This window comes from Blautia sp. HA3515, from assembly GCF_059933065.1.
On record NZ_JAYFUY010000088.1, the window covers coordinates 1 to 13,386 of the forward strand.

11 protein-coding genes and 3 pseudogenes are annotated in these 13,386 nt (G+C 43.6%); all 14 read left to right on the forward strand.

Features of this window, described 5'->3' with window-relative positions:
- A partial coding sequence (locus R1Y93_RS07795) for an ATP-binding protein (RefSeq protein WP_500822365.1) occupies positions 1 to 642 on the forward strand: 642 nt, incomplete at its 5' end.
- Between the two features lie 64 nt (positions 643 to 706).
- Positions 707 to 880 (forward strand): transposon-encoded TnpW family protein, encoded by a 174-nt coding sequence (locus tag R1Y93_RS07800; RefSeq protein ID WP_431978759.1) that lies wholly within the window; start codon positions 707 to 709, stop codon positions 878 to 880.
- A gap of 77 nt (positions 881 to 957) precedes the next feature.
- Positions 958 to 1,323, forward strand: a complete 366-nt coding sequence (locus R1Y93_RS07805) for a hypothetical protein (RefSeq protein ID WP_024724752.1) — start codon at positions 958 to 960, stop codon at positions 1,321 to 1,323.
- Between the two features lie 86 nt (positions 1,324 to 1,409).
- Positions 1,410 to 2,270 (forward strand): annotated as a pseudogene (locus tag R1Y93_RS07810) (VirD4-like conjugal transfer protein, CD1115 family); the annotation flags it as partial.
- A 128-nt stretch (positions 2,271 to 2,398) separates the two neighbouring features.
- A complete protein-coding gene (locus R1Y93_RS07815) occupies positions 2,399 to 2,614 on the forward strand; it encodes a Maff2 family mobile element protein (RefSeq protein ID WP_005334815.1) in 216 nt (71 codons plus the stop codon).
- 19 nt (positions 2,615 to 2,633) lie between these two features.
- Positions 2,634 to 3,506 carry a VirB6/TrbL-like conjugal transfer protein, CD1112 family gene (locus tag R1Y93_RS07820; RefSeq protein ID WP_015514791.1) on the forward strand — a complete coding sequence of 291 codons (873 nt, stop codon included), beginning with the start codon at positions 2,634 to 2,636 and terminating at the stop codon, positions 3,504 to 3,506.
- A 22-nt stretch (positions 3,507 to 3,528) separates the two neighbouring features.
- A complete protein-coding gene (locus tag R1Y93_RS07825) occupies positions 3,529 to 3,918 on the forward strand; it encodes a PrgI family protein (protein ID WP_005334813.1) in 390 nt (129 codons plus the stop codon).
- Positions 3,869 to 6,339, forward strand: a pseudogene (locus tag R1Y93_RS07830) (VirB4-like conjugal transfer ATPase, CD1110 family). Before R1Y93_RS07825 ends, R1Y93_RS07830 begins: the two are co-directional and overlap by 50 nt.
- Positions 6,326 to 6,784: a hypothetical protein gene (locus tag R1Y93_RS07835; RefSeq protein ID WP_055183032.1), complete on the forward strand. Its 459-nt coding sequence runs from the start codon at positions 6,326 to 6,328 to the stop codon at positions 6,782 to 6,784. Before R1Y93_RS07830 ends, R1Y93_RS07835 begins: the two are co-directional and overlap by 14 nt.
- 219 nt (positions 6,785 to 7,003) lie before the next feature.
- Positions 7,004 to 9,079, forward strand: coding sequence for a C40 family peptidase (locus R1Y93_RS07840; RefSeq protein ID WP_500822366.1), 2,076 nt, complete (start codon positions 7,004 to 7,006; stop codon positions 9,077 to 9,079).
- Positions 9,080 to 9,105: 26 nt separating this feature from the next.
- Complete coding sequence (locus R1Y93_RS07845) at positions 9,106 to 9,414, forward strand: DUF4315 family protein (protein WP_306787084.1); 309 nt, start codon at positions 9,106 to 9,108, stop codon at positions 9,412 to 9,414.
- Positions 9,389 to 10,123, forward strand: coding sequence for a CD1107 family mobile element protein (locus R1Y93_RS07850; RefSeq protein WP_500822368.1), 735 nt, complete (start codon positions 9,389 to 9,391; stop codon positions 10,121 to 10,123). The genes R1Y93_RS07845 and R1Y93_RS07850 overlap by 26 nt, the downstream gene beginning before the upstream one ends.
- 72 nt (positions 10,124 to 10,195) lie before the next feature.
- Complete coding sequence (locus tag R1Y93_RS07855) at positions 10,196 to 12,340, forward strand: DNA topoisomerase 3 (protein ID WP_500822369.1); 2,145 nt, start codon at positions 10,196 to 10,198, stop codon at positions 12,338 to 12,340.
- Positions 12,337 to 13,386: pseudogene (locus tag R1Y93_RS07860) on the forward strand (DUF5688 family protein); the annotation flags it as partial. The gene R1Y93_RS07855 and the pseudogene R1Y93_RS07860, both read left to right, overlap by 4 nt.

Sequence of the window (13,386 nt, forward strand, 5' to 3'; positions counted from 1 at the left end):
GCTGAAGAACGGCAGCGCCGCATGGAGCGTATCAAACGCCGAAAGGCACAGGGCTTGCAAGACCGCTATCTCTATGACTACACCTTTGCCAACGACAACGGCGAAAACCCATTGATGGACAAGGCTCGCGCCTATGTGGAGAACTGGAAGGAGGCATATAAGAGCAATATCGGGCTTTTGCTGTTTGGAGATGTGGGAACCGGCAAGTCTTTCTTCGCCGGATGTATTGCCAACGCTTTGCTTGACCAGGATGTGCCGGTGCTGATGACAAACTTCCCCACCATTCTGAACCGCCTGACCGGGATGTTCTCTGAGGACAGGTCGGAGTTTATTGCCAGCTTTGACGAGTACGACCTGCTTATCATTGACGATCTGGGTGTAGAGCGCAGTACCGAATATGCTATGGAGCAGATGTTTTTCGTCATCGACAGCCGCTATCGCAGCCGCAGGCCCATGATTATCACAACAAACTTGAAACTGTCCGAGCTGAAAAAACCGCCTGATCTGGCCCACGCCCGTATCTATGACCGTATTCTGGAACGGTGTGCGCCGATTCTCTTTGACGGGAAGAATTTCCGGGAAGAAAATGCCGGTGCTACCCGACAGACAGCAAAAGACATTGTAAACAGTAAGCACGACTGATTTTTTACCTGGCGGCACAGACCCGCTCAAAGAAAGGAGCGCCATGAACAAAGAACCCCGTACTATGCAGGCGGCAGACGCCGCTACTGTGTCCAGAGCGCCGGAAAACACGCCAGCGATGGTAAAGAAAATCGGCAAGACAACCTACAAGGTTCATGTCCATTTCAGCAATACCAGCACAGAAACCATGAGCGATAAAATCAAGCGTATGCTCAAAAATGAAATTCAGCAGATGTGACAGACTGATAAACGAAGCCGCCTTGTGCTAAACTGATGATGGTACGCACCAAAATTTTTGTCAAGGAGGACACGAAAATGCTTTACACAGAAAAAGAGAAGCATGAAATTGAACGAGTAAAGGAGATCTTTGCGGAACATCTGCGGCAAAGCCCTGATTTTGAACTGCTCTGGTCGGACAAGGTAGGCTATGTCTGGCTGGCGATTGGCGTCAATCCAGTCTATGTGGATACCGGTATCAGAATCGAATCAGCCGCCGATCTCTGCGGCAGGTGTTTGGATGATGTTGCTACGGATGTTTTATATATGACAGGCAACGATCATGCACTGGAAGCAGCCGATCCGCTGGAATTGGCCGAAATCAAACGGCGCTGGGAGCCATATATCAACCAGCTGCCAGACTATGCGTATCTCTGCAAAGACCTGCTGAACGGAAAAATGTAATCTGTCAAACGAGGTGTCAGGAGCCATACGGTGCTTCTGGCACCTTTTTTGTGGATTTTTTGTGAATTTGATGAAAAAGTCCTTGACAATTTGTCTCTGGCAAAACGGCGAAGTCGATTTTGATTAGTTGTGGTGCCAGACTCGCACCATTTGACATTCAGGAACTAAGAGAAATCATGTCGTATGACGAAATGGAACTGGATATGATCGGTGATCAGAGAACAGCTATGTTTGTCATTATCAGTGATACAGACGACACATTCAACTTTGTGGTAGCGATCATGTACACCCAGCTCTTTAACCTGCTTTGTGATAAAGCGGATGATGAGCATGGAGGCAGGCTTCCCTATCATGTACGGCTGCTCCTTGATGAGTTCAGCAATATCGGACAGATCCCAAAATTCGACAAATTGATTGCTACGATCCGAAGCAGGGAAATCTCCGCTTCTATCATCTTGCAGTCACAATCTCAGCTGAAAACCATCTATAAGGATGCTGCTGAGACGATCACGGGCAACTGTGACACTGTTCTTTTCCTTGGTGGAAAGGAAAGTTCCACACTGAAAGAAATATCAGAAACCCTGGGAAAGGAAACCATTGATCTTTACAACACATCAGACACCAGAGGAAGCAATCGGTCCTATGGGCTGAACTATCAAAAGACTGGAAAAGAACTGATGAGTAGAGATGAGCTGGCGGTCATGGATGGAGAAAAATGTATCTTACAGCTTCGAGGAGTCCGGCCGTTTTTAAGCAACAAATATGACATCACAAAGCACAAACGGTACAAAGAGCTTGCCGATTTCAATAAGAATAATGCGTTTGATGTCGAAAAATATTTGGCACACCGACTGATGATGTCGGAAGATACAGAATTTGAAATGTATGAAGTAACTGTGACACAAGAAGACGTATCAGCGATTGAAGCTGAGGAAGGTGAGGACTGATATGAAAGAAAAAGAATTCGAGCACCCTGCTACTACTGATAAGGGTACAAAAAGGTCTGAATAAAAGGGAAAGGAGTAGAGCCAAACGCTTACAGACCATAAGAAAAAGCGTTTGTTCACACATGATTATGGCTTTTTTTAGCAGTGCAATCAATATCCTTCAGACACTGGTCGTTGCAATCGGTGCCGGCCTTGGTGTCTGGGGTGTAATCAACCTGATGGAAGGTTATGGTAATGACAATCCTGGCGCAAAAAGTCAGGGAATTAAGCAGCTGATGAGCGGTGGTGGTGTTATCCTGATCGGAACACAGCTGATCCCGCTTCTGAGTGGATTATTTGGTTAAGAGAAAGGAGTAGAGATCCATGTTCAGTCAGATTTTTGATGCGATTGAGGAATGGATGAGGGAACTCTTAACCGGGATGATCACTTCCAACCTGGACACGATGTTTACTGATGTTAATCAAAAGACCGGTGAGATCGCTACCCAGGTTGGACAGACCCCGCAAGGGTGGAACGGCAGCATATTCAGTATGATCCGGAACTTATCGGATTCCGTGATCATGCCGATCGCAGGTATTATTATCACACTCGTACTCTGCTACGAATTGATTTCTATGCTGACCGAGCGCAACAACATGCATGATATTGATACCTGGATGTTTTTCAAGTACTTCGTAAAAATGTGGATTGCTGTATATCTGGTGAGTAACACATTTACGATCACAATGGCGGTATTCGATGTGGGCCAGCACGTAGTTAATTCTGCGGCCGGTGTTATCACAGGAAGTACCGCCATTGATATTTCTTCGGCATTGACGGATCTTTCCGCAACCCTGGAAAGTATGGAAATCGGAGAACTTGTTGTATTGGCGCTGGAAACCCTTATCGCCGGCTTCTGTATGAGAATCCTGTCTGTACTGATCACAGTGATCATGTATGGACGTATGATAGAGATTTACCTATATACCTCAGTTGCGCCGATTCCATTCGCAACTATGAGTAACAGAGAATGGGGACAGATCGGCACGAATTATTTCAGAGGACTCTTTGCCCTGGCTTTCCAGGCATTTCTGATGATGGTATGCGTTGCAATCTATGCAGTGCTTGTTGCAGGTATCCAGTATTCAGATAATCTGAGTTCTTCATTATTTGGCGTTATGGCTTACACAGTGATCTTATGTTACAGCCTCTTTAAGACGGCATCCTTAAGTAAGTCGATATTTAACGCACACTAAATTACAGGAAGGAGTGAAAATCATGGCATATGTCAGCGTACCGAAAGATTTAACAAAGGTAAAGAATAAAGTAGCATTTAACCTGACCAAAAGACAGCTGATCTGTATCGGGATAGGTGCTGCAATGGGAATTCCAAGCTATTTTCTCTTGCGTAATGTGATGGGGAACAGTAATGCAGCAACGGTCATGGTGCTTTTGATGTTACCGGCATTTTTATTTGCCATGTACGAAAAAGACGGGATGCATCTGGAAGATGTTCTGATGCATATGATCCGGGTGAAGTTTCTTCGTCCACCCGTCAGAAAATATGAAACTGAAAACTATTACGAAACAGATCCGGAACAGATCAGACAGTCTCCGGATGCAGGAAAACCGAAAGGAGGAAAAACGGTTGCGAAAAAAGAAAAATAAGAAAACTGTCGCAGATACCGGGCACAAAAAAGTAGACAGAAAAGAGAAAAAGAAAAAAGAAAAGCAGGAAGAAAAACGCAGGCAGAAAAAACTGTCCGTCCAGCAGTCGATCGCTTATAAGGAAATGGGAAGAGATGGAATCTGCAGGGTACAGGGAAAAACGTATTCTAAGTGTATCCGCTTTTATGACATCAACTACCAGCTGGCTCAGAACGAAGATAAAAATGCAATCTTTGAAAACTGGTGCGATTTCCTCAATTACTTTGATGCCAGTATCCATTTTCAGCTGAGTTTTATCAATCATAAAAGTAGCATGAAAGAATTTGAACAGGTCATCCGGATTCGTCCTCAGGATGATGCCTTTGACGATGTTCGTATGGAATATGCCAAGATGCTGAAACAGCAGCTGGCGAAAGGAAATAATGGACTGGTGAAATCAAAATATATCACCTTCTCCATCGAAGCAGATAATATCCGGGAAGCAAAGCCAAAGCTGGAACGTATTGAGTCGGATATCCTGAACAACTTCAAGATCCTTGGAGTTCCAGCTTATCCATTGAATGGGATGGAAAGACTGCAGATTTTATATGAGACTTTCAATCCAGACAACATGACAGACTTCCAGTTTGATTATGGTTCCATGATCCGTACCGGACTCAATACCAAAGATTATGTGGCACCGACCAGTTTTGTATTTAAGGACAGAAATACATTCCGCATGGGAAATACCATCGGAGCAGTCTCCTATTTGCAGATCCTGGCACCGGAGCTTACAGATAAGATGCTTGCAGAATTTCTGGATATTGATAAGAATCTCATCGTCAATCTGCATGTTCAGTCTGTGGATCAGATGAAAGCAATCAAGCTTGTAAAAAGCAAGGTCACAGATATCAACAGAATGAAAATCGAAGAACAGAAAAAAGCAGTCCTGGGCCGGATACGATATGGATATCATTCCATCGGATCTGAACACGTATGGCGGAGAAGCTAAGCGTCTGTTAGAAGACCTGCAGTCACGAAATGAGCGTATGTTCCTTGTAACAGCGCTCTTTTTAAATACTGCAAAGACAAAACAGGCACTGGATAATGCCATCTTCCAGACGGCCGGTATTGCACAGAAATATAACTGTGTGCTGAAACGTCTGGATTATCAGCAGGAAGAAGGATTGATGAGCAGTGTTCCGCTGGGAGTAAATCATATCCCAATCAAGCGGGCTCTTACGACTACCAGTACAGCAATCTTTGTTCCGTTTACGACACAGGAACTTTTTATGGCAGGAGAATCCTTATATTACGGATTGAATGCACTCAGTAACAACATGATCATGGTGGATCGTAAAAAGCTGAAAAACCCGAATGGATTGATCCTTGGTACGCCTGGATCCGGTAAATCCTTTGCAGCAAAAAGAGAAATCACCAACGCTTTCTTTGTTACGAAGGATGACATTATCATCGGAGATCCGGAGGGTGAGTATTACCCACTGGTCCATGCACTTGGCGGACAGGTCTGTACACATTTCACCAACCAGTAAGGATTATATCAATCCGATGGATATCAATATGGATTATTCCGATGATGACAATCCACTTGGTGTAAAATCTGATTTTGTCCTGTCTTTATGTGAGCTGATCATGGGAAGCAGGGATGGAATTGAAGCAGAGGAAAAATCAGTGATCGACCGCTGTCTTCCACTGGTGTATCAGAAGTACTTTGCAGATCCAAAACCGGAAAATATGCCGGTCCTTGGTGACCTGTATGACTGCCTCAGAAAGCAGAAAGAACCGCAGGCACAGAGAATTGCAACAGCGTTGGAAATCTATGTAAATGGATCACTGAAAGTATTTAACCATAGAACCAATGTGGAACTGAATAACCGTATTGTCTGCTTTGACATCAAGGAACTTGGAAAGCAGCTGAAGAAAATCGGAATGCTCATCGTCCAGGATCAGGTATGGAACAGAGTTACGATCAACCGCGGCATCAAATCCACCAGGTACTATATCGATGAGTTCCATCTTCTGCTCAAAGAAGAACAGACAGCAGCTTATTCCGTAGAAATATGGAAGAGATTCAGAAAATGGGGTGGTATTCCAAGTGGTATCACCCAGAATATCAAAGATCTTCTTGCCAGCAGGGAAATTGAAAATATCTTTGAGAACAGTGATTTTATCCTGATGCTGAACCAGGCTGCAGGTGACAGACAGATCCTTGCAAAACAGCTGAATATTTCCCCGTATCAGTTGTCTTATGTGACGAATTCCGGGGAAGGAGAAGGACTTCTTTTCTATGGAACAACAATTATTCCATTTAAGGACAAGTTCGATAAGAACTTGAAGCTGTACAGTTTGATGACTACAAAACCGGAAGAAGTTGAAAAACGAGAGAAAGAAATGGAGGCGGAAAAGCATGAAGGAAATTGATAAGATCCGAATCAGGCAGTGGAATCAGGATAATCCTTACATTCAGATGAAAAATCTGGAAAATGCACAGCCTGGATACCGTGTTCATACAGTCAATGATGATCATCATCTGTATGAACTTCCGCTGGAAACACAGAACATTATCCTTGATTGGGTATTCTGGAACTTTTATCCGGCACAGAAGATCTATCCACATCTTACCAGTGATGATCTGAAAGAAGTTTTGTATAAACGTACCCAGATTCATCTGTACAATAATCAGTTTAAGGAAGCTATGCTGATCAATGGTTTCTGGCCAAGAGATCCGAGTGAATTGAACTGGGTATTTCATATCCAGGCAAGCTCTCCGGCAATCAGAACGCAGGCAGATGGTTATCCTGGTATCCCGATCATTGGACGCCAGGAACTGAATGAGTACAGAAAGAAAAGTTGTGCCAGGAGGTGATGACCTATAGCTGGAAAAGAATTTAAAGGCAAGGATAAAAAGGTCGCAAAGATGACCAGGGAGGGTTTGACAGAAGAAAACCTCCGTGATGGTAGTGTAAAAGATATCAGTCACAGGAGCCGGGGGTGACCGGAAAATAAAGAAGAATTTGTTCCGGAACGGGAACGAAAAAAGACTGAGGGCGAAGATTCAAAATCGGGAAAAGGTAAACGACTGCAGATGGAAAAGATCCGGAAATCTTCTGTCCGGCAGGAAGCTGTTGAGGATACAGTTGAAGTCACACCGGAAGAAAAAGTATCCGGATATCGAAAGAAACTGCATCGTCATGAAAAAATCCCGGATGATGATAATAATCTGAACAGCCAAAAGAAATCCATTCGGAAGAAGCAGCTGCAAAAACAGATGACCAAAGAACAGGCAAAAGCCGGAAGATTATCCTTTGATGATGAAGGAAATCAGATGGTGAAAGGTGCTGGCATGAAACCGGGAGGGACAGCCGGGAAGTACATTGCCACACAAGCTGTTATATCTGGCATGAAAGCAGTCACTTCCGAAGAGGAAGAAACAGATGAAAATGCAGGTGTGGAAAGTGCCAGACTTGCAGAGCGTGAAACAGAAGCTGCGTTACGTGGCCTACGTCATGCTCAGATCCGCAGCAAACGAACGGATGTGAAAACCCATCGCAGAGGTTATCGTGAGGCTACTGTAGAAAAGAAACTGAAATTTGGTTCTGCAGAAAGTATGGAAGGAGTCAAACATGCAGAATCGGTAAAGAACGCTGAGCAAAAGAGACATTTCTATAACCGCTTCTTTCAGAAAAAACGATATAAGGATGCATACCGGGCAGCCAGAGTCGGAAAATCCGCTGGCAGTCTAGGTGGAGCGACAACCATTGCCGGTGTCGAGAACATGACGGTAAAAGCAAAGATTGCCTTGAAAGAGATTATAAAGCGTAATCGTGCCATGTTCGCAGGCATCGGTATTTTTGCGCTTCTTTTTCTTGTCATAGCAGTATCTCTGGGGAGCTGCAGTGCTTCTATTGAGGGTGCTGGATCTGTGATCGGTATTACAACGTATCCAAGTTCAGACGAGGATATTTATGCTGCCGAAAACAGATATGCTGCTTTGGAAAGTGCCTTGAATCAGCAGATAAATGAGATGGAACGAAGACATCCAAATTATGACGAGTATCAGTACAACATTGCTGAGATTGGTCATAATCCATACCATCTTATCTCGTATCTTACCGCAAAATACGGGGACTGGACGTACTCAGATGTTGAAAACGAGCTGCAATCTCTTTTTGAAGCACAATATCATCTGAATACAGAAGGTCGAACAAAAACGGTGACAGAAACCAGAAATGTTCGAGTCGGAGAATCATTAGGACAGGTAGTGACCAGCGGATATTGTAATTGTCGAATCTGCTGTGGTGTATGGTCCGGAGGTCCAACTGCCAGTGGTGCATATCCAACAGCAAACCATACCATTGCTGTAGATGCTTCCAATCCATTTGTGCCGATCGGCACTAAGGTAGTAATGAATGGTGTGGAATACACGGTTGAAGATACCGGAGCTTTTGCACGATATGGTGTGCAGTTTGACGTTTACTATGACAACCATGCTGCCGCTTCTGCTCATGGACACCAGACCTGGGAAGCCTATATCGCAGATGACAATGGTAGTCAGGAAGTAACGGTTACCAGTACAAGCACTAAGAAGATTCTATATGTGACACTGACAAATGGAAGCTTTGATGCTGTGGCAAGAGCCAATCTGAATGCAGAGCAGCTGATTATTTACAATGCATTAAATACGACCTATGGAAACAGAAATTATCTGTGGGATGTAAACAATGTGACCAGTGGATCAGGCGGTAATGGAATGAGCTATGAGATTCCACCGGAAGCACTGCAGGATGAAGAATTTGCCCGGATGATCCGAGAAGCGGAAAAATATCTGGGAGTACCTTATGTATGGGGTGGTTACTCTCCGTCCGGATTTGACTGCTCAGGATTCGTATCTTATGTCATTAACCACTGTGGTAATGGCTGGAACTATGGACGATTGACCGCAGATGGATTAAGAGGCGTATGTACTTATGTATCACCGCAAGAAGCAAAACCAGGAGATCTGATCTTCTTCCAGGGAACGTATAACACATCCGGTGCAAGCCATGTGGGTATCTATGTCGGTAACAATATGATGATCCATTGCGGGGATCCGATCCATTACTCAAATATCAGCACATCCTACTGGCAGCAACATTTCATGTGCTTTGGAAGACTGCCATAAAGGGGTGAACGAAGGGAGGTGAAAGTTTGAATAAAAAGATTAAGAAATATCTGGATGAGATTGCCAAGACAGAGAAAAAGATCGCGGATCTGCAGCAATATCTTAGGGGTATCCAGGCTGCATTAAAGCAGGAAGAGGACAATGAGATGATCAGGTGCATCCGTGGTATGAAGATGGATAATGATCAGTTATATGATCTTTTGGATGGTATCCAGAGTGGAAAAGTTAAATTTCAGGTAAGCAGGGAGTCTGACGATGAAGGTTCAGGCTCCTTTGTATTCACAGAAGAAAATAAGGAGGAATATCAGAATGGTGAAATGGAAGAAAATGAATAAGAAAATGGCAGGATTGCTGTTGGGAGTCATGATGCTTTTTACAGCATCAACCACAGCATTTGCCTATGTGGATGAATCAGCAGAGGCATCCAAAGTAGAGACAACTCAGACAGAGCAGTCAACAGACAAAGAAGAGAAAAAGGATGAGGCGGCAAGTACAAATGAGGTGCTACCGGAAGATGGAACAGACCAGGGAACTGCATTTACGACACCTGGAAATGGCGAAGTTAAGGATGACATTACCGATGATTCCACAAAAGAGTTTCTTACGGTTACAACGAAGAATAATAATACCTTCTATATCGTGATCGACCGCAGTGCCACATCCCAGAATGTCTATATGTTATCTCAGATTGATGAGAATGATCTGTCCGAGTTTCTGGATAAAGACAGTACAGCTACTGTCGTAACACCACAGCCGGATACATCAAAAGTTGTGCCGGATGAAACAAATAATGAGGATGTAGACAAGGAAGCTACCGTTGATACGGAGAAAACAGCATCTGCAAAATCTAATATGGGTGCAATGGCAACAATCCTGATTTTGGCTCTCGGCGGTGTGGCAGCTTACTACTACTTCAAGATCTATAAACCTAAAAAAGAGGAAGATGAGGATGATCAGCCGGAAGGTTTGGAAACAGGTGGCCTGGAAGAAGTTCCGGATGAGGAAGAGTCTGAAGACGAAGATTTTGAAGAAAATGAAAAATAAATAAACTTTTTTAGCGGAGGGGGCTGTAAAACATGCTCTCTCCGTTTCGTTATATGAAGGAGGTAATACATCATGTATTTAGTAATTGCAGAAAAACCAAGTGTATCAAGAGCAATCGCAGAAGTGATTGGAGCACAGGAACGAGAAGACGGATATTTACGAGGAACCGACTGTATGGTCAGCTGGTGCTTCGGACATCTGGCCGAATATGTTTCACCGGATGCTTACGATGAGAAATTTAACCAGTGGAGATATGAAGATCTCCCGATCATCCCGAAAGACTGGAAAGTTACAGTCTCAGAAGATAAGAAAGATCAGTTCTATATCTTAAAAAGACTGCTCAACAGTCCGGAAATTGAATACGTCGTAAATGCCTGTGATGCCGGACGTGAAGGAGAATTAATCTTCAAACATGTCTATGACTTATCCGGAAGTAAAAAGCCGGTGAAACGATTATGGATCAGTTCTCTGGAAGATTCCGCAATCCTTGATGGAATGCAGCATCTGAGATCCGCAGAGGAATACCGACATCTGGCCGAAGCTGCTGTATGCCGTTCTCAGGCTGACTGGCTGGTCGGAATGAATGCAACCAGAGCTTACACCACAAAGTACTTCAAAAAGCTGACCGTTGGAAGGGTTCAGACACCGACACTTGCCATGTTGGTGGAACGTGCCGAACAGATCAGCAATTTCCAGAAAGAAAAGTATTTCAATGTAGAACTGGATTGTGACGGAATTCCGGCAGTAAAGTCAAAGATCTTTGATCCGGATGAGGCGGAACAGTTAAGAAGCAGATGCCATGGAAATGAAGCTATTGTCACTTCAGTAAAAGAAACGGAAAAGAAAGTAAAAGCACCAAAGCTTTATGACCTGACCACACTGCAGAGAGAAGCAAACCGTATCTATGGAATGACAGCCAAACAGACACTGGATACCGCTCAGAGCCTGTACGAAAAGAAACTGATCACTTATCCAAGAACAGACAGCCAGTATCTGACAGAAGATATGGAACAGACTGCAAGAAATGTGGTTCGTCAGATTTATGAGAAATATCAGCTGACAGGTCCGTTTGATCAGCCGGAGCAGCCAGATGTGAAGAAAGTCATGAATAACAGCAAAGTGACAGATCACCATGCAATCATCCCAACGATGGAGCTTGCATCCAGCCATCTGGATGAACTGAAATCCTGGGAAGAAAAGATTCTCTTCCTGATCGCAGTCCATACGGTCATGGCAATGAGTAAGGATCACATTTACCAGGAAACAGAGATTGAAGTGGAATGCCAGGGAGAAATCTTCAAAGCAAAAGGAAAGATTGTTCTGCAGGATGGATGGAAACTCTTTGAAAACTGCTTCAAGAATAAGGACCGCATGGCAATCGTAGATCCGGATCAGGAAATGAAAGAGAGGATGCCGAAAGTAACCCAGGGACAGACTTTCTATGCTGTAGTTGCAGAAAAGACAGAACATTTTACATCGCCACCAAAACCATACAGCGAAGATACTCTCCTTGCGGCAATGGAAACAGCTGGAAATAAGGAATTCGATGAAGATACGGAAAAGAAAGGATTAGGAACTCCGGCAACAAGAGCCGGTATCATCGAGAAACTGATCTATTCCCAATATGCCACCCGAAAAGGAAAACAGATCCTTCCAACAGATGATGGAAAAGTCCTTGTGGAGATCCTGCCAGACTTCCTGAAATCTGCAAGTATGACTGCAGAATGGGAAAACCAGTTGCTTTTGATGGAGCATGGAGAGATTGCACCGGAACAGTTTATGACTGGGATCAAAAACATGCTGACCATGATGCTGAATGGATGCGATGCGATTTCCGAAGAAGAAACAAGAAGATTTCAGACCAGAGAAAGCATTGGAACCTGTCCGGTATGTGGAAGCCTGGTATATGAAAGTAAAACCAACTTCTATTGCAGCAACCACGATTGCCACTTTGCTCTCTGGAAAGATAACCGCTATCTGCAGAGCATGGAAAAAACCATGGATAAAAAGATGGCTGCAGAACTTCTGAAAAACGGAAGTGTGCATGTAAAAGACCTGTATTCCAGAAAGAAAAATATGTACTTTGAGGCAGATCTTCATATGGATGCAGATGAAACCGGAAGGGTGAATTTCTCTTTATCCTTTCCACAAAAGAAACCAAAAAACAAAAGCAAAAAGAAATCAAGAAAACAGATTAGAGGAGAAAACGAAGAATGAATTTTAATGAATTTGTAAATGAAGTAAAGGACAATATCAAACTCTTTTTACCAAGGGATTATGAGAATGCAGAGGTATCAACGATGGAGTGTCAGAAACTGAACCGTGCCTATACGGGACTGATGGTGAGAAAAGAAGGTGAGATGCTTACCCCGACGATCAATCTTAACCAGCTGTATGAAGCATATAAAGCACAGCCTGGCGTAACAATGGAAACTGTATGCAGAAAGATTGCAGATATAGTTATTGAGGCACCGATACAGGTTGATCTGAAAGCTATTTTAAACTATGAAGATGTGAAGGACAAGCTGTTTATCCGTGTGTCATAACAGAAAAAACAAAAAAGAAATCATCGAAATTGTGCCACACCAGCTAAAGGAAGATCTTGCAATTACCTATCATGTGGCAGTAGGCAAGAATCAGGATGGATTAAGTTCCATGCTGATTACAAATGAAATGATGAAGGAATATGGAGTGACACAGGAGCAGATTCATGAAGACGCTATGAAAAGTTCACCGCGTGTCATGGTCCCAGAGGTATCAAGTATAGGTGTACTGATAGATGAAATATATCAGAAAAATATTCTCATGCTGACACCAGATGAACGTGAAATGCTGCTAGAAACATTGCAGGAGTCAAGCGAGATGCCGACATTCTTTGTTGTTACAAATACAGAAAGAATTGATGGAGCCGGTGTGATCTTTTATCCGGAATTCATGGATAACATGGGGGAACTTCTGGGAAATGATTTCTTCATTTTGCCATCATCCATCCATCAAATGCTGATCTTGCCGGATGACGGGCAAGTGGATGCGGAAATGTTAAGAGATATGGTAAAAGAAGTTAATGCCACTCAGGTAGCACCAGCAGAACGCCTTACCAATGATGTATATCACTTTGACACAAAGGATCACGTCTTTGAAAAGGCAGACAGGTTCACAGAACGTCAGAAAGAAAAAGAAGCGCAGGTTGCAAAAACAGAGAAAGTTGGAAAAGAACAGCCGGATCAGAAACCGAAAACAAAGAAGCACGATATGGAACTCTA

Bases quoted from the DNA above. Each gene is read 5' to 3' on its own strand.
- R1Y93_RS07850 (WP_500822368.1), top strand. From the start codon at position 9,389: ATGGTGAAATGGAAGAAAATGAATAAGAAAATGGCAGGATTGCTGTTG.
- R1Y93_RS07835 (WP_055183032.1), top strand. From the start codon at position 6,326: ATGAAGGAAATTGATAAGATCCGAATCAGGCAGTGGAATCAGGATAAT.
- R1Y93_RS07805 (WP_024724752.1), top strand. From the start codon at position 958: ATGCTTTACACAGAAAAAGAGAAGCATGAAATTGAACGAGTAAAGGAG.
- R1Y93_RS07800 (WP_431978759.1), top strand. From the start codon at position 707: ATGCAGGCGGCAGACGCCGCTACTGTGTCCAGAGCGCCGGAAAACACG.
- R1Y93_RS07820 (WP_015514791.1), top strand. From the start codon at position 2,634: ATGTTCAGTCAGATTTTTGATGCGATTGAGGAATGGATGAGGGAACTC.
- R1Y93_RS07840 (WP_500822366.1), top strand. From the start codon at position 7,004: ATGGAAAAGATCCGGAAATCTTCTGTCCGGCAGGAAGCTGTTGAGGAT.
- R1Y93_RS07855 (WP_500822369.1), top strand. From the start codon at position 10,196: ATGTATTTAGTAATTGCAGAAAAACCAAGTGTATCAAGAGCAATCGCA.
- R1Y93_RS07815 (WP_005334815.1), top strand. From the start codon at position 2,399: ATGGCTTTTTTTAGCAGTGCAATCAATATCCTTCAGACACTGGTCGTT.
- R1Y93_RS07825 (WP_005334813.1), top strand. From the start codon at position 3,529: ATGGCATATGTCAGCGTACCGAAAGATTTAACAAAGGTAAAGAATAAA.